The organism is Chryseobacterium sp. (genome assembly GCF_029240215.1).
Taxonomy (GTDB): Bacteria; Bacteroidota; Bacteroidia; order Flavobacteriales; family Weeksellaceae; genus Chryseobacterium.
This window is the reverse complement of the sequence record NZ_JARBTK010000002.1, coordinates 617,705-638,746: the sequence shown is the minus strand read 5'-3', so window position 1 is coordinate 638,746 and position 21,042 is coordinate 617,705. Positions and strand designations below refer to the sequence as shown.

Annotated in this window: 19 protein-coding genes; 9 read left to right on the top strand and 10 right to left on the bottom strand. The window is 34.9% G+C overall.

The annotated features are described in order from the left end of the window. Positions 1-2 precede the first annotated feature (2 nt). The 7 genes from K0R77_RS06955 to K0R77_RS06925 all read right to left on the bottom strand — a co-directional run bounded on the left by K0R77_RS06955 (position 3) and on the right by K0R77_RS06925 (position 9,334). Entirely contained in the window at positions 3-1,427 is a 1,425-nt protein-coding gene (locus K0R77_RS06955; RefSeq protein ID WP_300350307.1) for a hypothetical protein, read from the bottom strand. Positions 1,428-2,195: 768 nt separating this feature from the next. Beyond that, positions 2,196-3,752, bottom strand: a complete 1,557-nt coding sequence (locus K0R77_RS06950; RefSeq protein WP_300350304.1) for an AraC family transcriptional regulator — start codon at positions 3,750-3,752, stop codon at positions 2,196-2,198. A gap of 509 nt (positions 3,753-4,261) precedes the next feature. Next, complete coding sequence (gene rpsJ, locus K0R77_RS06945) at positions 4,262-4,567, bottom strand: 30S ribosomal protein S10 (RefSeq protein ID WP_002661363.1); 306 nt, start codon at positions 4,565-4,567, stop codon at positions 4,262-4,264. A 17-nt stretch (positions 4,568-4,584) separates the two neighbouring features. Next, on the bottom strand, positions 4,585-6,702 hold the full coding sequence (fusA, locus tag K0R77_RS06940) for an elongation factor G (RefSeq protein ID WP_300350302.1): 2,118 nt from the start codon (positions 6,700-6,702) through the stop codon (positions 4,585-4,587). 6 nt (positions 6,703-6,708) lie between these two features. Next, positions 6,709-7,185: a 30S ribosomal protein S7 gene (gene rpsG, locus K0R77_RS06935; protein WP_034962875.1), complete on the bottom strand. Its 477-nt coding sequence runs from the start codon at positions 7,183-7,185 to the stop codon at positions 6,709-6,711. A 23-nt stretch (positions 7,186-7,208) separates the two neighbouring features. Continuing rightward, positions 7,209-7,622, bottom strand: a complete 414-nt coding sequence (rpsL, locus tag K0R77_RS06930) for a 30S ribosomal protein S12 (RefSeq protein ID WP_027383325.1) — start codon at positions 7,620-7,622, stop codon at positions 7,209-7,211. 125 nt (positions 7,623-7,747) lie between these two features. Then, entirely contained in the window at positions 7,748-9,334 is a 1,587-nt protein-coding gene (locus tag K0R77_RS06925; protein ID WP_300350290.1) for a hypothetical protein, read from the bottom strand. A 127-nt stretch (positions 9,335-9,461) separates the two neighbouring features. Between K0R77_RS06925 and K0R77_RS06920 the strand changes: the two genes are divergently transcribed. From K0R77_RS06920 to K0R77_RS06895, 6 genes are all read left to right on the top strand, one after another. After that, a complete protein-coding gene (locus tag K0R77_RS06920; protein ID WP_300350289.1) occupies positions 9,462-9,938 on the top strand; it encodes a Dps family protein in 477 nt (158 codons plus the stop codon). A gap of 91 nt (positions 9,939-10,029) precedes the next feature. Then, positions 10,030-11,208, top strand: coding sequence for a nicotinate phosphoribosyltransferase (gene pncB / locus K0R77_RS06915; RefSeq protein WP_300350286.1), 1,179 nt, complete (start codon positions 10,030-10,032; stop codon positions 11,206-11,208). Between the two features lie 16 nt (positions 11,209-11,224). Continuing rightward, positions 11,225-11,749: a YciI family protein gene (locus tag K0R77_RS06910; protein ID WP_300350283.1), complete on the top strand. Its 525-nt coding sequence runs from the start codon at positions 11,225-11,227 to the stop codon at positions 11,747-11,749. Positions 11,750-11,808: 59 nt separating this feature from the next. After that, on the top strand, positions 11,809-12,564 hold the full coding sequence (locus tag K0R77_RS06905) for a DUF5995 family protein (protein WP_300350280.1): 756 nt from the start codon (positions 11,809-11,811) through the stop codon (positions 12,562-12,564). Between the two features lie 154 nt (positions 12,565-12,718). Next, positions 12,719-14,203 carry a DNA recombination protein RmuC gene (gene rmuC, locus K0R77_RS06900; protein WP_300350277.1) on the top strand — a complete coding sequence of 495 codons (1,485 nt, stop codon included), beginning with the start codon at positions 12,719-12,721 and terminating at the stop codon, positions 14,201-14,203. Positions 14,204-14,236: 33 nt separating this feature from the next. Next, positions 14,237-15,004, top strand: a complete 768-nt coding sequence (locus K0R77_RS06895) for an RNA methyltransferase (RefSeq protein WP_300350275.1) — start codon at positions 14,237-14,239, stop codon at positions 15,002-15,004. An 85-nt stretch (positions 15,005-15,089) separates the two neighbouring features. On the opposite strand, the gene K0R77_RS06890 is transcribed toward K0R77_RS06895, so the two are convergent. Then, positions 15,090-15,323, bottom strand: coding sequence for a hypothetical protein (locus K0R77_RS06890; RefSeq protein WP_300350272.1), 234 nt, complete (start codon positions 15,321-15,323; stop codon positions 15,090-15,092). A 182-nt stretch (positions 15,324-15,505) separates the two neighbouring features. Between K0R77_RS06890 and K0R77_RS06885 the strand changes: the two genes are divergently transcribed. Both K0R77_RS06885 and K0R77_RS06880 read left to right on the top strand, forming a co-directional pair. After that, on the top strand, positions 15,506-16,684 hold the full coding sequence (locus K0R77_RS06885) for a hypothetical protein (RefSeq protein ID WP_300350269.1): 1,179 nt from the start codon (positions 15,506-15,508) through the stop codon (positions 16,682-16,684). Next, positions 16,668-17,240, top strand: coding sequence for a hypothetical protein (locus K0R77_RS06880; RefSeq protein WP_300350267.1), 573 nt, complete (start codon positions 16,668-16,670; stop codon positions 17,238-17,240). Before K0R77_RS06885 ends, K0R77_RS06880 begins: the two co-directional genes overlap by 17 nt. Here the strand turns inward: K0R77_RS06880 and K0R77_RS06875 are convergent. After that, positions 17,192-17,764 (bottom strand): 5-formyltetrahydrofolate cyclo-ligase, encoded by a 573-nt coding sequence (locus tag K0R77_RS06875; RefSeq protein ID WP_300350264.1) that lies wholly within the window; start codon positions 17,762-17,764, stop codon positions 17,192-17,194. The genes K0R77_RS06880 and K0R77_RS06875 overlap by 49 nt on opposite strands. Before the next feature lie 63 nt (positions 17,765-17,827). Continuing rightward, a complete protein-coding gene (locus K0R77_RS06870) occupies positions 17,828-19,183 on the bottom strand; it encodes a rhodanese-related sulfurtransferase (protein WP_300350262.1) in 1,356 nt (451 codons plus the stop codon). Between the two features lie 289 nt (positions 19,184-19,472). Between K0R77_RS06870 and K0R77_RS06865 the strand changes: the two genes are divergently transcribed. Further along, positions 19,473-21,002, top strand: a complete 1,530-nt coding sequence (locus tag K0R77_RS06865; protein ID WP_300350259.1) for a trypsin-like peptidase domain-containing protein — start codon at positions 19,473-19,475, stop codon at positions 21,000-21,002. Positions 21,003-21,042: the final 40 nt, after the last annotated feature.

Here is a 21,042-nt window from a genome sequence, read left to right as displayed (position 1 = left end):
TATTATTTTAGCAATGTAAGGGTAAAGCTATTTTCTGCAAAACCTGGACGGATAGTATATGATGTGCAATTATTAGCGCCGTTAAGGGTGTTAGCCCGAACAAACATATAGTAAGTTGCTGCCGTTAAGTACGCAGTTTGTGTTGTGTAAATAAAGTCATAATGACCAGCGCCAGCAGGCATATGTGCATCTTGATTAGCAAAAGCGGCGGTAGTACCGTTAAAAACGGTAGAACTGTTTTTATTTAGATTGAATGCTAAAACATCAGTGCAATTCACAGGTGATTTATCTGCTATATACCGTGTGGTAATCAGGTATTGCCCAGGAACAGTTACTACAGCAGAAGCCCCCGTATATGTCATAACATCATTGGCACTCATAAGACTCGTTTGAACTCCCCCAGTAGAGTTTATAGTAAGAGGAGGTACAGATGCTGGCAGTTCCCAGCTTGCATTTCCGTCAGCATCCGATGTCAAAACTTTCCCAACACCTTCCGAACCATCTACCAAACGGAAACCTGTTCCAACGCCATCTTTGGCTTTCACGTGGAGCGTGGTTGTAGGGTTTGGCTCATTAATCCCGACATTCCCTGTACCGGTACGTAAGATCAAAAGTCCGTTTTTGGTAGGGTCAGAATTGTCTGTTTCCAAGGCAACGCCAAGAGAATTGCTATTCACACTCACGTATCTATTGGTGGTACCCGTGATACCAAGATGTGAAGGTAAGCGGTGATACAGCCCGCCGGTTCCGCTCAGTTTGATGCCGTTGTCTACCAAAGCAGGGTCATATTCTATCCTAGCATTTCCGTAGCCGAGATGCAGATGGTCGGTAGGGTTTACGCGTCCCAATCCTACATTTCCGTTATTCAGAACCGTTACCATTTCTTGTGGCGTTGCCGCCGAGTTGTTGATTTTCAATGCTTTGGTCGTATTATCACTTCCTGCCGAAACAATATCTAAGGTTGCGCCGGGAGTATTGGTACCTACTCCAACTTTTCCCATTTGATAAATATCCTGAGTATTGGCAGTTGCTCCGGTGTTAGTAGCTACATCATACCAAGGTTCTGTTCCGGCAGCAACGGCAGTTCCGCTATTGAATTTTTGCCAAATGCTGCCATCAAAATAATAATATCCTTCTGAGGTAATGTTGATGGTTTTCCCCGCCGGTGCTGCTGTTGCCGCAGTTGCATAGACAATAGTTCCTTTTTGGGGCAGATCATATTGTGTATCTTTATTCTGTATTTGGTTTCCGGTCAATCTTGGGGCTATGATACCTTCAGGTTTTGTGTTGTCTGTTGGATGCACAGAAACATCTAAAGTAGCTTTTGGAGATTCATTATTAATCCCGACCTGCCCGAAAATAAAATTGCCGGCAATGATCGCCGTCACAAAAAAACTTTTTTTCATCGTAATGTTTACATTTTTCATTGAGTTGTATTTTTTAAATTATCGTTGCGTTTATAATGCACAAAAATAGATTGTGAAATGCAGGATAAAAAGGAACACACTCCCGAAATTAATAATTCCGACGAATCACAAACATACTTATATTACTGATAATCATATGTCTTAAATTGTAAGTTGATAATTTTGACGGAGAATGTATTGAGTAAGGAATAATGTCTTAAATTTAATTAATCACAATATCCAACGTTTGTCATTCCGCAGGAATCTCAACAAAAACGGTCTATAAAATTGTTTAGATTCCTCCGGAATGACAAAGATGCTTCTAAAAACGGATTTTAATAAAAAGGATGTTGCTTTTTATTGTTCTAAGAATACCTTAAATTAGTTAATCACAATATCCAACGTTGTCATTCCGGAGGAATCTCAACATAGCTTGTAAACGTAGTCAATGACAAACATGCTTCTTAAACAGATTTAAAAAAAGGATGTTGCTTTTATTGTTTTAAGAATACCTTAAATTAGTTAATCACAATATCCAACGTTTGTCATTCCGGAGGAATCTCAACACAGCTTGTAAACGTAGCCAATGTCAAAGATGCTTCTTAAACTGATTTAAAAAAAGGATGTTGCTTTTATTGTTTTAAGAATACCTTAAATTAATTAATCACAATATCCAAAGTTTGTCATTCCGAAGGAATCTCAACACAGCTTGCAAACGTAGCCAATGACAAAGATGCTTCTTAAACAGTTTAAAAAAAAGGATGTTGCTTCTATTGTTTTAATTAAAGATCAATTCGGAGAAGTCAGCTTTTCCTGAGAGAGAAATTTTACAAAGTTGGAAGGCGAAACTCCTGCAAAATTAGCGAAAGCAGCCGTGAAAGTGTTGTGGGAGGAAAAACCGCATTCTTCTGCCAGATGACTGATTTTATATTTCCGGTACTGTGGGTCGTTTCTGAGTTTGTAAATGATATAATCAATCCTTAGCTCATTGATGTACTGGTTGAAGTTTTTATTTTTGTTGGCATTGATGACCGTAGAAAGGTAGGCAGTATTGGTACTGAGCGATTCTGACATAGAAGAAAGAGAGAGGTTTTTATTTTTGAAACCTTCCGATTTTTCAAATTTATCAAGCTTTTTCAAAATCTCGACTTCTTTATCTGATGGAACAGAAAATGTTGTTTTTTCAGTGACAGAATTAGAAACGACAGGTGCAGAAATCAGCGATTCTTGGTTTTGTAATTTTTCGATGATTTTTTGGTAATTGGCGTATTCTTTTTTTGATTTATTTCTATTGATGATAAATAGTGCCGTAAAAACGAAAAGGATTAAAAATATAATACCTGATAATAGCTTCTTTTGTATAGAAAATCCTTTATCTTTTTCATCAATAATCTGTTTGTGAACAGACTGAGCAGTAGTGTATTTTTCAGAATCTTGTTTTCCTTGTAGTTCTTTGTATTTGATTCTATATGACATAGATTTATCATTTTCATTCAATTTCAGGTAGGAATTAGATAATCCATCATAAATATAGGCTAAAAGATCTGGTTTGTCTTTTGCAAATTTCTCAGCTACCAAGAAGCACTCCAATGCTTTTTGCCATTGCTCTTGCTTGGTATACATATTGCCGATGTTGTAATTCAGGATACCTTGAGCAATCGGATTTTCTGTAGAAAAAGAAAGACTTTTTTTATAGTTTTCTATTGCTTTATCGTAAATATTTTTATTATCATAATAAGTTCCTATTATATTATAATCAAAAGACAGACGATAATTTTTAAGCTTAGCATCCTTTATTTTCTGATGATTTTCAATAGCATTTCTGATAGACTCAAAATATTTGGACCCATCATCATCTCTACTATAAATCGTTGCATATTCTGTATAAATATTTCCTATAGCTTCTAAATCTTTTCTTTCATTAGCAATAATAAGAGCTTTTTCCAACGAAGCTAAAGCTTCTTTTCTCATTTCCAGCTTATTAAATTCTCTTCCTTGAAGTCGATAAGCGTCAACTTGTAATTTGGTATTATTTTCTTCTTCTGCTCTTCTTTCAAGAAGTTTTGCATATTCTAATGATTTTTCTATTTTATTGATAAAATCATAATTATAACCCAACGTCAAAAGACATTTCAACTCTAGAGTTTTGTATTGATACTTCAAAGATTGCTGATAAAGTTTAATAGTTTCGCGCGTAGATTTTTCAGTGTCAGTTTCACTTAAAGCATCAGCTTGTTCATATTTTTTTAATAATTGGTTTTCTGTGACTTGGGCGGAACACCAAAAAGAAAACATCAGAAAAGAGAGAAGGAAAATCTTTTTCCTGTATGTGTGTATTTTCATCATTATTTGTTATGCTTTATGCAAATGTAATGATAAATGTGTAAGGAAATTCAAGTGTCTTTCTGAAATTAATATTTTATCAATCCGAAAATGCAGAAATTCGTTTTAAAAATAAAAAAATTAATCTGCTACACCCTCCGTTTAGGTTGGTAAAGTGCAACGTTTAGGTTCTGAACCTAAAAAATAGGGTTCCTGACGTAAAAAATTAGGTTTGTAACTTAAAAGATTGGGTCTATAGACCTAAAAAATAAGGCTCTAAACGCTAAAGATAAGGTCGTGGACGTAAAAAATAAGGTGTCTGGCGTAAAAAAGGACTTAATAACCGAAAAAGAGAGGTTCGTCACCTAAAAGATGGAATGTTAACCCAAAGGATTGAGTTTATTCATACATTCAGAATAGCATACCGAATAATGTAGCCTGCAAGATGAGGGTATAGTTGGCTATCAATTAAAAAAATCCCTCTTCTTTCGAAAAGGGATTTTATATAAGATGATAAGCCAAAGGCTAATTTATCACACTTTAATTTCTACGTCAACACCTGAAGGTAACTCTAATTTCATTAGAGCATCCACAGTTTTAGAAGAAGAAGAGTAGATATCCATCAATCTCTTATGAGCTGATAATTGGAACTGCTCTCTAGCTTTCTTGTTTACGTGCGGAGATCTCAACACGGTGAAGATTCTCTTATTTGTAGGTAATGGAATGGGTCCGTTTACAACAGCACCAGTAGCCTTTACCGTTTTTACGATTTTCTCAGCAGACTTGTCTACCAAGTTGTAATCGTAAGATTTTAGTTTTATTCTGATTCTTTGTGACATTTCTTTGATTTAAAAAATTAACCTTTTGCTTTAGCAATGATTTCTTCAGCAACGTTTTGTGGAGTCGCCTGGTATTTCTCTAATTCCATAGAAGAAGTAGCTCTTCCTGATGAAAGTGTTCTTAGAGTTGTTACATATCCAAACATTTCAGAAAGTGGAACTGAACCTTTGATAACTACGGCTCCGTTTTTCTCTTCCTGACCACTGATCGTACCTCTTCTCTTGTTAAGGTCACCAATGATATTACCCATATATTCTTCCGGAGTTACAACCTCCAGTTTCATAATAGGCTCCATAATTACCGGCTTAGCAGCACGTCCCGCTTCTTTAAATCCTAATTTAGCTGCCATTTCAAAAGAAAGTGCATCAGAATCCACTGCGTGGAAAGATCCGTCTTTAAGAGTAACTTTAATACCTTCAACTTCGAAACCAGCCAAAGGACCGTTTTTCATTGCAGCTTTAAAGCCTTTTTCAATAGCAGGAACAAATTCTCTAGGAACGTTACCACCTTTGATCTCATTGATGAATTCTAAACCAACTTTACCTTCGTCTGCAGGTCCTAATTCAAATACGATATCAGCAAATTTACCTTTACCACCAGATTGTTTTTTGTAAACTTCTCTGTGTGGAGCAACTCTTGTAAGATTTTCTTTGTATTCTACCTGAGGTTGACCTTGGTTTACTTCAACTTTGAATTCTCTTCTCATACGGTCAACAATGATATCTAGGTGAAGCTCACCCATACCAGAGATAATCGTTTGTCCAGAAGCTTCGTCAGTTCTTACTGTGAAAGTAGGATCTTCTTCAGCTAATTTAGCTAAAGCGTTACCCATTTTATCCTGGTCAGCTTTAGTTTTAGGCTCAACAGCGATACCAATTACCGGATCAGGGAAAACCATCGATTCTAGAACGATTGGGTTTTTCTCGTCACACATTGTATCACCTGTTTTGATAGATTTGAAACCTACCGCTGCACCAATATCTCCTGCTTCAATATATTCTACAGGATTTTGCTTGTTAGCGTGCATCTGATAGATTCTAGAGATTCTTTCTTTATCACCTGAACGGGTGTTTAAGATATAAGAACCTGCATCCAGTCTTCCAGAGTATGCTCTGAAGAATGCCAATCTTCCCACGAATGGGTCAGTAGCAATCTTAAATGCTAAAGCCGCAAAAGGCTCGTTTACGTCTGGTTTTCTTGTAATTTCAGCGTCAGTTCTTGGGTCAGTACCTTTGATATCATCTTTATCCAATGGAGAAGGCAGGTATTTACATACTGCATCCAACATAAACTGTACTCCTTTATTCTTGAATGAAGAACCACAAGTCATTGGGATAATAGAAAGATCAATAGTAGCTTTTCTTAGAGCTTCGTTGATTTCGTCTTCAGAGATAGAATCCGGATCTTCGAAGAATTTCTCCATCAAAGTCTCATCGTAGTCAGCAACAGCTTCTACTAATTTCTCTCTGTATTCAAGAACTTCATCTTTCATGTCTTCAGGAATTGGAACTACCTCGAAAGTAGCACCTTGTCCAGCTTCATCCCAGATGATCGCTCTGTTTTTAATTAAGTCAACAACACCTTTGAAATCTTCTTCAGCACCGATTGGTAAAACGATTGGAACTGCATTTGATCCTAACATAGACTTAACCTGGTTTACCACGTTAAGGAAGTCAGCACCTTGACGGTCCATTTTGTTTACAAATCCCATTCTTGCCACTTTGTAGTTGTCAGCAAGTCTCCAGTTTGTTTCAGACTGAGGCTCTACTCCATCTACTGCAGAGAATAAGAATACCAATCCATCCAATACTCTCAAAGATCTGTTTACTTCTACTGTGAAGTCAACGTGTCCCGGTGTATCGATGATGTTGAAGTGGTAAGGCTTAGTTTCAGGTAAAGCTTTTCCTTGGTCAGTTGGGAAGTTCCAAGAACAAGTGGTTGCAGCAGAAGTAATGGTAATACCTCTTTCTGCTTCCTGCTCCATCCAGTCCATTGTAGATGCACCATCATGTACTTCTCCAATTTTGTGGTTTACCCCTGTATAGAATAAGATTCTTTCTGTAGTGGTAGTTTTTCCCGCATCAATGTGGGCAGCAATACCAATATTTCTTGTAAATTTAAGATCTCTACTCATTTCTAATTAGAATTTAAAGTGTGAGAAAGCTTTGTTAGCTTCCGCCATTTTGTGAGTATCAGATTTTTTCTTGTAAGCAGCACCTTCTTCTCTTGAAGCAGCTACTACTTCGTTAGCCAATTTCAAAGCCATTGACTTATCATTTCTCTTTTTAGAGTAAAGGATTAACCATTTCATTGCCATAGAAATTTTTCTGTCAGCTCTGATTGGCATAGGAATCTGGAAGTTAGCTCCACCTACTCTTCTAGAACGTACTTCTACGTGAGGCATAACGTTAGTTAATGCATCTTTCCAGATTTCAAGGGCAGTCTTTTCAGTTTCTCCTTTTTTAGTTTCTACGATATCTAATGCATCATAGAATATTTTGAATGCGATAGACTTCTTACCGTCCAGCATCAAGTTGTTTACAAATCTAGTTACCAATTGATCATTAAATTTCGGATCTGGTAACAACGGTCTTTTTTTCGCTTTTGTCTTTCTCATTGTTTCTGTACCTTATTTAATGATTATTTTTTCTTTCCTTTAGCTGGCGCAGCTGCTGCCTGACCTGGTTTTGGTCTCTTAGCTCCATACTTAGATCTTCTCTGCGTTCTTCCGCTAACACCTGCAGTGTCTAATGCTCCTCTTACGATATGATAACGTACTCCCGGTAGGTCTTTCACCCTTCCGCCGCGTACCAATACTATCGAGTGCTCTTGAAGATTATGTCCTTCGCCCGGGATGTAGGCGTTGACTTCTTTACCGTTTGAAAGTCTTACCCTTGCAACTTTTCTAAGCGCAGAGTTAGGTTTCTTAGGAGTGGTAGTATATACTCTCGTACATACACCTCGTCTTTGTGGACAAGAATCAAGGGCAGCCGATTTACTCTTCTTGGTGAGTGCGACTCTTCCTTTTCTTACTAATTGTTGAATAGTAGGCATTTAATTGCTTTTTATTTTAGGGTGCAAAAATAGTAATAATTTTTTAATCTACAAGCAGTTATAAAGAAATATTGTTATTTCGTGAAGTTTTTAATTCATTTAAATTCTTGCTGATCCGAATATAACTATTGTTCAATAATGCTTACCCGAACATTCTTATTCCAGTTAAAGTTTTTTACATTATCTTTAAGCAACTCGTAATTCTCAGGATTTATAGAATAAATTACCACATGATCCAAAGCTGCATTTGTATTGTCACTGATTTTTAAGACCGCAACTTTTCGCCAGTTTTTTGGAACATAGCCGCCAAACCACTCTTCGTAAACAATCGCCAATTCGTAATTATTTTTAGCAGAATATTCTGTAACGAAATTCTCAAATTTCTGATCAAAAATTTTTCCGTTTTCATTGAAAGGGATCATTTCTTTAGATCCTAACCCCACAATATCTAACAAATGAATATCTGAGAAATAACAAACTGCTCCGATATCATTTGCTACAACTTTAGAAGTATTGTAATATTTTTTTAAGAATCTGGCAGACTGTATCTGTTGCTCATAAATATTACGACTCCCGTTGACAATCATGAAATGAGAAAACACACATTTATATATAAGTAAGAAAAAATTGCAAACTACAAGCAATCCTATTATTTTATCTTTTTTAAATTCAAATACAGGATTCACAAAAAATCCTTTTAGCCTTGGAATGATTACCATGACAAAAGCTACCGAAATATAAGTTTCATATCGGTAAAATCCACGGAAATTACCAAAAAAGGCATTGAGCATTAAGGTAAACGATAAAACAATCAATAAAAAGTTATTCAAAATCAACTGATGAAAAGAAATCTTATTTCTATATTCTCTGTAAATAAGAACAGCTGCAATAAGAAGAAAAAACAGCCCGACTTTATAAAACGTAATGTTAAAAAATACTTTATCGAAAAAAAGATATTTTATCTGTGGAAGCAAATCTCCGGAAGGATCAAACGTAGAACCTTTCACCACAACCGAGTATGGCAAAAAATAACCACATTGCTGATAATTAAAATACCCAAAAATAAGAATAGACAAAAAACCACAAATCAACGTCAACAACGCATTCCTGAAATTTTTAATACACGCAAAAACAAATGCTAACGATACGAAATAAAACATGCTTTCGAATCTCACAAGTCCAAGAAGTGCGATGGTAAAGTAAAACCAATAAGCAGATTCCGTTTTCTTAAAACCTGATACAACCCATTTTTGAAAGAAGTATATATTCACAACAAACAAGAAAGCCTGCAATACATGCTCCATTCCCAACAAAATCTGCAGATGGAAAACCGCAAAAAACAATGTAAAAAGAACTGCAATAATTACCGTTTTATTTTGTTGAAAATATTGGCTATAATATTTATGAAGAAAATAAATTACAAAAACCGTAACAATCAGATTAAAAATCAATGAGATAATATCATGATTTCCAAAGATAAAAATGAAAACACTTAATATAAAAGTAAATATCGGTGATGAGGAAGATGATGAAAAAGTATACTGAGTCATTCCCCAAACCCTGTGCAACGCAAAATTTTTCGCCAAAGCTAAGTGGATATAGGCATCATCAACTGTATAAGTAAAAATATTTTCGGTTTTGGAAAGCATTATTAGAATATAAATCACGCAAACGCCGAAAAACAAACCGCAGGTAGTCAATAAACTTTTCATATTCCCGCAATATTAAGAAAACTTCCCGAATTTTTTCTTTAAAACCAAGCAATAGTTATCATCTATATCATTTCTGATATTTCGGCACAATTTTTCCTGCTTTTAGAAATATTAAAAAATTAAACATATGAAAAATGCAAGCATTATCGGTCTCCAGGAAGCCGATTGTAAAAACATTTCAGAAAAATTAAATATTCTGTTAGCGAATTATTCAGTTTTCTATCAAAACACGAGAGGTTCTCACTGGAATATTAAAGGCGAGCAGTTTTTCACGCTTCACCCCAAATTTGAGGAACTTTACAACAGTCTGGTTTTAAAAATTGATGAAATCGCTGAAAGAATTCTGACTTTAGGCGCAACACCGGCACACAATTATTCTGATTATCTGAAAGTTTCAACGATTCAGGAAAGTAAAGAAGTAAGCGATGGTAATAAAAGTGTTGAGATTATTTTAAATTCATTTAAAGTAGTGATCGACCTACAAAGAGAACTTTTAGACATCACTGATAAAGCCGGAGATGAAGGCACAAATTCTCAAATGAGCGATTACATTACCGAACAGGAAAAAGAAGTCTGGATGTACAACTCTTATCTGGGAAAATAATCTCACAAAAAACAATCAAAATATTTAAAAATCGTCTTACATTTAGACGGTTTTTATTTTTTATCATTACATTTGCGTTAAAATTACACATATGCCCGAAATACGACTTAATTCCATACTCGACAACGATTTTTATAAGATTACCATGCAAAATGCCGTAGTCAAACTTTTCCCTAGTCAAATTGTAAAATATGAATTTATCAACAGAGGGAAACATCATTTTCCGGAAGGTTTTGATGTTGCTTTGAGAGAAATCGTTGCTAAAATGGCAGAATTAAAACTCACGAAAGAAGAGAAAAAATTTCTTGCTAAAACCTGTCCTTATTTAAATTTACCATACCTGGATTTTCTTGAAGGCTATCATTATGATCCGTCTGAAGTAAAAATCGTTCAGACCGGAAACGAGCTTTCAGTTATTGTTGAAGGACTTTGGTACAGAACGATTCTTTGGGAAGTTCCGTTATTATCATTAATTAGCGAGCTCCATTACGAGATGAATCACATGGAAAGAGATTCAAACGAAGTAGTAATGAATAAAACTCTTGAAAAAGCAGAATCATTAAACCAGTTGGGCGTTAACTTCGCAGAATTCGGTACAAGAAGAAGACATTCTTACAAAGTGCAGAATCTTGTGATGGAAGCTTTGACACATAAAAAAGATTCAACATTTATAGGAAGTTCAAACGTACATTTCGCAATGAAATATGGCGTAAAACCAATAGGAACCCATGCTCACGAATGGTTTATGTTCCACGGGGCCGAATTCGGTTTCAAAATGGCAAACGAATTAGCCCTTGAACACTGGGTTGATGTTTACCGTGGCGATTTGGGAGTTGCTCTTTCAGATACTTACACAACTGATGTTTTCTTCCAGCAGTTTGACAAAAAATTTGCTAAACTTTTCGATGGTGTACGTCACGACAGCGGAGATCCGTTTGAGTTTGCCGATAAAACGATTGCCCATTATCAAAGCAACGGAATCAATCCTTTATTCAAATATATCATCTTTTCAGATGCATTAAATCTTGAAAAAGTAGAAGAAATTACCAATTACTGCAAAGGAAAAATCGGTGTTTCATTCGGAATCGGAACCAATCTCACCAATGATGTAGGTTTAAAACCAATGAACATCGTCATGAAATTAATCGGAGTACAATCATTAAATAAAGAATGGATTCCGACAGTAAAACTCTCAGACGAACACGGAAAATATACAGGAGATCCTAAAATGATCGAACTGGCAAAAGAGTTTTTGAGAATAAAAGATTAATTTAAAATTTTACATGATGAAAAATTTATTTCTGCTTTCAGCACTTGCTCTCACGCTCGCATCTTGTGTCACCTACACAAAAGGTCAGGATGGTCAACCGGGACAACCCGGGAAATCTACAGCTCATAATAAACAAGAAAAAAACGTCTCCGGATTCAATCAAAAATTAGCAGACTCTCTTGGCGCAGATCAATATGGGATGAAACCCTACGTAATTGTAATACTTACAACAGGAACTGCAAAAATTGAAGACAAAGCTAAAATGAGCGAATTGATGAAAGGTCATATGAACAATATCGGAAGGCTGGCCAAAGAAGGAAAAATCACGATTGCAGGTCCATTCTCCGGAAAAAATCAACGCGACTATCGTGGAATGTTTATTTTTAATACAAAATCTAAAGAAGAAGCCGAGCAATGGGTAAAAACAGATCCCGCAGTTGCTGCCGGAATTTTCGGTTATGAAATTTTTCCTTGGTACGGCTCTGCAGCGTTGCCTCTGTATCTGAAGCATCACGATGAGATCGCTAAAGAAAATCCTTAAATATTTAAACCTCGCAAATTTGTGAGGCTTTCTTATCTTTAATTAAAACTAAACCACCCATGAAAACCATTGAAGAAGTTCTGAAAAAATTAGATGAAATTATCATCTGGAGCAAAGAAAATCAAAGTCCGGTCGGATATTTCGCCTGTACTTACCGGATTATGACCGCTCAGGTTTTGAAAGGAATTCAGCAGAAAAAATTTGAAGACAACGCAAGAATGACTTTGCTTGACCTCGCTTTTGCCAACCGATACCTTGAAGCTTGGGAACAATACAGACAGGGAAAGAAATGTACAAATGCATGGTATCTCGCATTTGAAGCGACAAAAAATAAAGATCTTCTTATTTTACAACATATTTTTCTGGGAATGAATGCACACATTAATCTGGATTTGGGAATTTCCGCGGCTTCTGTAATGCCCTCCCGAAAAATAAATCCGCTGAAAAAAGATTTTGAAAACATCAATTCTGTAATTGCATCAATCAACCAAAACGTTCAGGATTCTTTGAATAAGATTTGTTACCCAGTCAATCTCATAGACAAACTTTCCAACGGAAAAGATAATGTGATTTTAGATTTTGCCATTTCAAAGGCAAGAGACACTTCCTGGGCAACCGCAGTTATCGCATCAAATACGCCAAATTTTCTAAGAGAATCCGTCATCAATATTGTGGATTATGCCGCAGCAAAAGTTGCTTCACAAATTTTAAATCCTAAATTACTTTCTTCTGCATTGGCAAAAGAACTTAAAAAATGTGAAAGTAATGATGTGGAGAAGAATATTGAAATTTTAGCTTCAACAAAAAATATGTAGATTTCGTTAACCATTAAGTTTGTCATTCCGCAGAAATCTAGACGGTTTGTTTTATAAAATAGTTTTAGATTAATTGAGAAAAAATAATTTCACCAAATAAAAATCTTATGGTTTCCCATAAAAGTTTTGAACTTTTCTTTAGTAATTTTGAAAAATGGAGACGACTTATTTAATCATCGGATTTATTTCCGGAGGAATTCTTGGTGCTGTAATTTTATATTTTATCTTAAAATCGTCAATGATTTCTAGAAATTCTTATGATGAGCTCAATCACTTATTCATTAAAAACAATTCAGATCTTGAAAATTCAAATCTGAAAATCAATGAACTAAGCCAAAATATCACTAAAGAAAAAGAAATCAATCTTAGTCAATCTGATTTACTAAATGATTTGAGAAGTGAGTTTTCCAGAATTTCAGCAGAAAATTCTTCATTAGACATCCAGCTCAAAGAACAGAAGCAGATTTATAATGATCAAAATATTCAGATTAAAGAACTTCAGGAAAAGAAGCAGGAAATTCTTGCTTTGAATTCTGAACTTTCGGCAATTAATTCAAGCCTGAAAAACTCTCTTAATACTCAAAAAGAAGAAATCACTAAAATTCAGGAAGAATCAAAATTACAGTTTGAAAACCTGGCCAATAAAATATTAGAAGAAAAAAGCGAAAAATTCACTTTAGCCAACAAGCAGAATCTGGACACTCTTTTAAAACCTTTAGGAGAAAATCTGGAAAATTTCAAGAAAAGAGTGAATGAAGTTTATGAAAATGAAGCCCGTGAAAGACATTCGTTAAACAGTACGATCAAATTGATGCTTGAGCAGACCACAAAAGTCAGTCAGGAAGCCAATAATTTAGCAAATGCTTTAAAAGGACAAACAAAAACTCAGGGAGATTGGGGCGAGATGATCCTCGAAAGAATCCTTGAAGATTCTGGACTGACAAAAGACAGGGAATATTTCAAACAGCAAACCATCAAAAATGAGGACGGAGACAGTTTACGTCCAGATTTTACTTTAAAATTACCCGGAAATCAATTGGTCATCATCGATTCAAAAGTTTCTCTGAACGCTTATGAAAAGATGAATTCTTCGGAATCTGCGGAAGAGAAAACTCAATTGACAACGCTTCACATTGGTTCTATCAAAAGGCACATTGATGATTTAAGCAGAAAAAGATACGACCACATCAGTGAATCTCTGGATTTTACAATTATGTTTATTCCAATTGAACCCGCATTTTTAATTGCGGTTCAAAACGATCAGAATTTATGGAATTATGCTTACTCAAGACATGTTATTTTGGTAAGCCCAACCAATTTAATCGCATTTTTGAAACTTATTTCCGATTTATGGAAACGAGATGATCTCAGTCAAAACGCCTTAAAAATATCAGAAGCCGGAGCAAGATTGTATGATAAACTGGTTGGTTTTGTTGATAACTTAGAAAAAGTTGGCAAAAATATTGACCTTGCCCAAAAAACTTATACCGATGCTTTTGCCCAATTGTACACAGGAAGAGGAAATCTCATCAAACGAGCTGAAGATCTTAAAAATATGGGACTTCAGAATAAGATCAATAAATCTCTGCCGCAGAGCCTGGTCGAGACTTCCGAAAACCAAATTGATCTTCCTGAATAAAACTTTCTGCCAAATTTTCCATAATTTTGCGAAATGCTAATCGAAAGTTTTCAAAACGAAAAGATAAAGAATATTACCAAACTTTTAACGGATAACCGGTTTAGAAAAAAATCCGGTGTTTTTGTCGTTGAAGGACAGCAGGAAAATGAGAGAGCTCAGAAATATAATTTTGAGGCCACAGAATTTTTCATTTGTGAAAACATATTTAAAGGAAAACTTCCAAAGGAAAAAACTCATTCCGTTTCTGAAAAAGTTTACGAAAAGATAGCATATAGAGGAAGTTCTGAGGGAATTATCGGTATATATAAAACAAAAGAAGCTGAGCTAAATACTTTCAAACCTAAAGAAAATTCAACCATTATCATTGTTGAGGGTGTTGAAAAACCCGGAAATCTGGGAGCAATATTGAGAAGTTGTGAAGCTTTCGGTGTTGATGCATTGATCGTAACCGATGCTAAAGCCGATTTTTACAATCCCAATGTAATCCGATCAAGTGTAGGATGTTTGTTTGGAATGGAAGTTTTTCAATCTGAAAACCAGGAAACTCTTGAGTTTTTGAAAAACAACAACTTTAATATCTATACAACGATTATGGATGAAACTTCGGAAGATCTTTATAAAAGAGATCTCACACAGAAGTCTGCCATTTTATTCGGGACTGAACACTCAGGATTAAGCGATTTCTGGTCAGGAAAAGGAAAGAACACTTTAATTCCTATGTCGGGAAGTATTGATTCTTTAAACCTGAGCAATGCGGTTGCAATTACCTGTTACGAAGCTTTAAAGCAAAAGAAGAATTAGAATCTTTTTATTAATTAAAAATTCAAACATAAAAAAACCGCTTCGCTGGGCGAAACGGTTCTTTTATTTTAGCGGTAGCTAGAAATTACTTCTTAACTTTAGCTGAATCAGACTTAGCTTCAACGCTATCTTTCTTCATATCAGCGCTAGCTTTAGTAGAATCAACAGCAACTTTAGCTGTAGAATCGATAGCATTCTGAGTTGAATCAGCGTTAGCTTCGATAGAATCGTTAGTTCCTTCAGCGTTAGTAGCTTCAGTTTTCTTACAAGCAACTAAAGAGATTGCAGCGATAGCAGCTACGAATAATGACTTTTTCATAATAAATTAAATTTAATTTGTTAATATTGTTTTTTAAATCTTTTCTCTGTTCGGTTATTTGAACAAGACAAAGGTATAGCAGATAGAAAGTTTGTTTATGAAAAATAATTGTAATACCTTTGTAAAACAGTTTTACAAATTAATAATACTGTAAATCAACACATTAATCATTTATTAAGAAATTGACTGATTTAGATTTATTACATTTCGAGCAGCTGAAAAAAGACGTTCAGGCTCAATACTTGAAAGAATACACCCCTTCTTATGATGATATATCTAAATGGAAGGGAATTGACATCATATATTTTCAGGAAGATCTTCGAAAAAAGGCTAAAGGAAACATTAGCGAAAAATCTTTTTATACCTATTTCAAAAACTCACCGGTAACCAAATTACCCCGTATTGATATGCTCACATTATTGAGTATCTATGCGGGTTACAGCTCATGGTATGAATTCAAAAAACAGCATCTTTTTGCAGGAGAAATGCTACAGGATGAGCAAGATTTAGATGAAGATGATCGCAGAGAACTGGAAAAAACAGTTTCAAGTGCATTAAATTTACCTAAAACTGAAAATCAGCCTGAAAGATCAGGAATAAAGGCACCCGAAACAGTTGATTTACAAAAAAACACTATTGAAAATCAAACTGTTAAACAAAAATCAGTTACTGAGAATTCTAACGAAAATAAAAACGAAACACCCCGAAAAAAGACCTATCAAAAAACTGCCTGGGTTGCTGCAACTTCAGTTTTTGTGATTTTACTCGGTCTTTTAGGGTTTAAAGATGAAATCTTTGAAAGAACTTATACCTATTGTTTTACAGATGCAGACCGAAATCAAAAAGTTCAAAGCACGATTGAAATAAAAGTACTTAAAGAAAACGAATCTCCTTTATTTTTCAGAATAAAACAAGGCGAATGTTTTCATTATCAAACCAAAGACAAAAACATTAAAATGCAGATCAGCTCTACGATGTATGAGAATCTGGAAATCAATCGTAATCTTGAGAATGCACCGGAAGAAGAAACGATAGAGCTGAAACCAGATGATTATAAAATGGCAGTTTATTATTTCTCAACGAAAGACGTAAAAGGTGTAAATGCATTGGAACAATTTAATCTTGTCAAACAGAAAAGAAAGCAACTTGAAAACCTCATCAGCAATGAAGCAGTGATCACTCAGGTTTACGACAGTGACATCTACGGACTGGAATCTCTTGACAAGCAGGATTACATTACTCTTGTAACAACCCCTACTACATCGTTAAAAAACCTCAACGTAATTGAGATGAAAAGAGATAAAAAGGGTAAAATCATATCTATCAAATTTAAAATATCAACCAATGAAAACAATCAATAAAACCTTGTTTTTCTCAATATTGATCGTACTTGCCGTTATTTCCTGCGTGAAGAAAGAAGACACCGCAGTAAGCGACCTTGATAAATTAAGAAATACCAATAATCAAACTGTTCAGATGGACAGTACTCAGGCGATTAATGCAATCACCCTTCAGAAAGTACAGGATGTTTTGGATCTTTCCACGCTCTATCTTTCCGGTGAGAAAAATACGGAAATAGACACCGCAATTTATTCTAAAATTGAAAAATACTTTCAAAAACCCGACAGCCTTACTTTCAACGTGCTTTTTAAGGAACTTGAAAGCCTGCAGGTAAAAAAAGTAAAAGTCAACAACATTAATATTTATCAGGAAATACAGGATAAAGACACCTTGGATCTTGCAAAATTTAATGTGGAGTATTTCGACAATAAGAACAGATCGATAGGAACGTTTGAGAAAAACGCACAATATACTTTGGTCTCTAAATCTTTAAAAAAAGAATTTAAATTTTATTTTGTGAATTTTTATCAGCAGCCTTCAAAAAAAGACAGCACTTCGGTAGGAGTAACCAAATAATCGACGGGAATATCATTTTTCCAGACATCATCAATCACACTATCGGGGTCAAAATAATTGACTCCGATTTTTTTTGAATCTTTGGAAACCATTTCAAAAAAAGCATCGTAAAAACCTTTTCCGTAACCTACTCTATTCCCATTTTTGTCACTGTATAAAAGCGGCGTGATAATAAAATCGAAGTCATAAACTTCAGAATCATCACTTGAAAGAGGTTCTGAGATCCCCCAACTGTTGATCTCAAATTTTGTATCGTTAAAAATTTGAACAGAAATCAGTTTCTTATCAACAATTTTAGGCACAAAAACACGAATATTCCGGCTTAAAAAATAGTTAATGAATATCTGAGTATCAATTTCCTTAAACTTTTTGATTGGAATAAAAATATGGACTTTTTGCTCCGGAACGGGTTTAAAATAACTGATAAAGTTTTCAAAAATCTTTTCAGACCACAAAAAAATTTCATCATCGGTAAGAGATTTTCTTTTTTCGAGATATAACTTTCTGATTTCAGATTTTTTCATTCTCAAATTTATAAAAAAATGCGCCCTGTCGAGCGCAAAATTTAAAACTATGTATCGATATTATTATCCTAAGATTTTATACAATTTATCTGACAGACGAACTCTGAACGGAAGTTCAAAAGTAATCTGATCTCCTGTTTTTGCAGTTTCACAAGTATTTCCATTTACATAAAGCTCAGTGATAATAACTTCTTGTTCACCAGTTGTCGGACCAGAAATCAAAACTTTATCGCCTACGGAAAGTTCATTGCCTTCAATTAAAAACTGTGCAATTTTTGATTTTGTGTAATAATGCTCAGCTTTTCCAATCAATGATTTCTTGATTGAAATTTTTTGGCGTATGTTTTTCGTTATTGCTTTTGCCAAAGGTTTATTTGGTAAATCTCCCGAGTTTTTAAAGGTCAAAGCATCAGATTTTCCTTTTCTGAATACTTTATTTCCAACTTGTAATCCTTTTCTTAATCGTAATTGTTCTGCAGCCGGTAAATGCGTGATGTCTAAACATTCTGTCGAGCAACAATTCTCCATAGCTTCCTTACATTCGTCACATTGAATGAACAACAAATGACAAGCATCGTTTGCACAATTGGTGTGATTGTCGCAAGGTTTTCCACATTGATGACACTGAGCAATAATATCGTCTGTAATTCGTTCGCCTAGACGATGGTCAAATACAAAGTTTTTACCAATGAATTTACTTTCAACACCATCTTCTTTTACCTGACGTGCGTATTCAATAATTCCACCTTCTAACTGGAAAACGTTTTTAAAACCTTGATGTTTAAAATAAGCACTCGCTTTTTCACAACGAATTCCGCCTGTACAGTACATTAACAGGTTTTTATCTTCTTTAAAATCCTGTAGCTGCTCGTTGATAATAGGCAGACTTTCTCTGAAAGTTTCTACATCTGGAGTAATTGCACCTTCAAAATGACCGACTTCACTTTCGTAATGGTTTCTGAAATCCACAACAATCGTGTTTGGGTCTTCCAATAAATTATTGAATTCTTTTGCTTTTAAATGTACACCTTTATTGGTAACATCAAACGTATCGTCATTCAAACCGTCAGCAACAATTTTATTTCTTACTTTAATCGTCAATTTTAAAAAAGAATGATCATCCTGCTCAACAGCAACATTCAGACGGATTCCTCTCATAAAATCATATGCTTCTAATGTATTGCGAAAAGTTTCTAAATGATCTGCAGGAACGCTCATCTGAGCATTAATTCCTTCATGAGCTACATAGATACGACCAAGAGCGTCAAGTGCATTCCAGGCTATAAATAATTCGTCGCGAAATTTTTTGGGATCTTCAATTTTGGCATACGCATAGAAAGACAAAGTAAGGCGTTGCTTACCGGCTTCATCAATAAGCTGGGCTCTTTCTTCTGCGCTTAAGGTGTTATACAGTTGCATGCTATAAACGTTTTAAGTGAGAATATATTTTTGCAAAGATAATATTTTTTTTAATTGAGTTACATAATGACAAATGACAGCTTCTGATAACGGAAAAATTGTCACTTTTCTTTAATTAAATCTTAAGCTTTGTTAATAAAGCATTCAAGAATTATGACTTAATGTATAAAATGGAACAATTCTCGTTAAATTTTAGTTAAAATTGAAACACAGCATATTAATTGCATACTTATTTAGCATTAAATTTGTGTTCGACAATATTATAAATTAAAACAAAGAAGATAATACAATGAAGAGTACTTTCAAAAAACTTTTACCATTTGCCGTTGTAGGGGTTATCTCAGGAGCTACCACAGTTGGCATACAACAATACATAGGTCATGATTCAAACAACGTTGACCAATCTTATTTTACAAGCTCAAAAAACGCATCTTTTGTAGGAATGAATACTGCAGCCGTGGGTGATGATTTTGTAAAAGCTGCAAAAACGACAGTCCCTGCTGTAGTAACAATTAAAAATTATCAGACCAGAAGTTCCAACAGAGCATCTGATCAGGATCTTTTTGATTATTTCTTTGGCGATCCCTTCGGAGGAAGAGGTCAGCAAAGACAAAGACAGCAGCAACAAACACCGGACAATATGCCATCAGGAATGGGATCTGGTGTGATCATTTCGCCTGACGGTTATATTATTTCAAATAACCACGTTGTGGCAGGTGCAAACAAACTTGAAGTCGTTTTAAGTAATAAAAAATCTTATATCGCAACATTGGTAGGAACAGATCCTAATACGGATATTTCATTATTAAAAATAGAAGAAAAAGGTCTGCCATTTTTAAATTTTGCGAATTCAGATAATATCGATGTCGGACAGTGGGTTTTAGCAGTGGGTAATCCATTAGGATTAAATTCAACGGTAACGGCAGGTATTATTTCTGCGAAAGGAAGAGGAATCGGAATTTTGGGTGCACAGGGGAAAGCAACCAATCCAATTGAAAGCTTTATTCAAACAGATGCAGCAATCAACCCTGGAAATTCCGGAGGTGCTTTGGTAAATGTAAATGGAGATTTAATTGGAATTAATTCAGCGATTTCTTCTACAACAGGTTATTATCAGGGGTACGGATTTGCCGTTCCTGCAAACTTAGCTAGAAAAGTTGTTGAAGATATTAAAAAATTCGGAATCGTACAGAGAGGTTTCTTAGGTGTAAATTCTTTAGATCTTTCAGACCAACAACAAGTAACAAGCTATAATCAAAATGAAAAGGCCAATTTAAAAGTAGGTTCGGGTGTTTATGTGAGAGGATTTTCTCCGAACAGCGGTGCTCAGGATGCCGGATTAAAAGCAGGAGACGTGATTGTAAAAGTTGACCAAATGGAAATTACAGATTTTGCAGATCTTACTATTTCTATCGGAAGCAAACGTCCCGGAGACAAAGTACAGGTCACTTATTTGAGAAACGGAAAGGAAAACGTTACAACAGTAACTTTAAAAGACCAAAACGGAGGTACTACTGCAAGATCAAAAGCCGATCTGAGTGTAACTGAAAAAATAGGAGCAAATTTTGAGCCTCTTAATGACAGATTTAAAACTGAATACGGCTTAAACAGTGGTGTTGTCACCAAAAACGTAACAGAAGGAAGTGAGATGGCTAAAATTGGTGTCGTTGATGATTATATTGTGATCGAAATCAACGGTAAACCGGTAAACTCTCAAAAAGATGTAGAAAAGATCTTAGATAAATACCAAGGAAATGTACAGGTGAAATTTGTAGATAACTATGGTAGAATTTATACAAAAGGATTTAAAATGCCTTAATAGAATTCCACTAAAAAAAATCGCGGCAGTCTCTGACTGC

Coding starts and splice junctions, on each gene's coding strand:
- K0R77_RS06905 (WP_300350280.1), top strand. CDS start 11,809: ATGAAAACCATTGAAGAAGTTCTGAAAAAATTAGATGAAATTATCATC.
- K0R77_RS06955 (WP_300350307.1), bottom strand. CDS start 1,427: ATGAAAAATGTAAACATTACGATGAAAAAAAGTTTTTTTGTGACGGCG.
- pncB (WP_300350286.1), top strand. CDS start 10,030: ATGCCCGAAATACGACTTAATTCCATACTCGACAACGATTTTTATAAG.
- rmuC (WP_300350277.1), top strand. CDS start 12,719: ATGGAGACGACTTATTTAATCATCGGATTTATTTCCGGAGGAATTCTT.
- K0R77_RS06895 (WP_300350275.1), top strand. CDS start 14,237: ATGCTAATCGAAAGTTTTCAAAACGAAAAGATAAAGAATATTACCAAA.
- K0R77_RS06875 (WP_300350264.1), bottom strand. CDS start 17,764: ATGAAAAAATCTGAAATCAGAAAGTTATATCTCGAAAAAAGAAAATCT.
- K0R77_RS06910 (WP_300350283.1), top strand. CDS start 11,225: ATGAAAAATTTATTTCTGCTTTCAGCACTTGCTCTCACGCTCGCATCT.
- K0R77_RS06925 (WP_300350290.1), bottom strand. CDS start 9,334: ATGAAAAGTTTATTGACTACCTGCGGTTTGTTTTTCGGCGTTTGCGTG.
- rpsL (WP_027383325.1), bottom strand. CDS start 7,622: ATGCCTACTATTCAACAATTAGTAAGAAAAGGAAGAGTCGCACTCACC.
- rpsG (WP_034962875.1), bottom strand. CDS start 7,185: ATGAGAAAGACAAAAGCGAAAAAAAGACCGTTGTTACCAGATCCGAAA.
- K0R77_RS06870 (WP_300350262.1), bottom strand. CDS start 19,183: ATGCAACTGTATAACACCTTAAGCGCAGAAGAAAGAGCCCAGCTTATT.
- K0R77_RS06880 (WP_300350267.1), top strand. CDS start 16,668: ATGAAAACAATCAATAAAACCTTGTTTTTCTCAATATTGATCGTACTT.
- K0R77_RS06920 (WP_300350289.1), top strand. CDS start 9,462: ATGAAAAATGCAAGCATTATCGGTCTCCAGGAAGCCGATTGTAAAAAC.
- K0R77_RS06865 (WP_300350259.1), top strand. CDS start 19,473: ATGAAGAGTACTTTCAAAAAACTTTTACCATTTGCCGTTGTAGGGGTT.
- fusA (WP_300350302.1), bottom strand. CDS start 6,702: ATGAGTAGAGATCTTAAATTTACAAGAAATATTGGTATTGCTGCCCAC.
- K0R77_RS06950 (WP_300350304.1), bottom strand. CDS start 3,752: ATGATGAAAATACACACATACAGGAAAAAGATTTTCCTTCTCTCTTTT.
- K0R77_RS06890 (WP_300350272.1), bottom strand. CDS start 15,323: ATGAAAAAGTCATTATTCGTAGCTGCTATCGCTGCAATCTCTTTAGTT.
- rpsJ (WP_002661363.1), bottom strand. CDS start 4,567: ATGTCACAAAGAATCAGAATAAAACTAAAATCTTACGATTACAACTTG.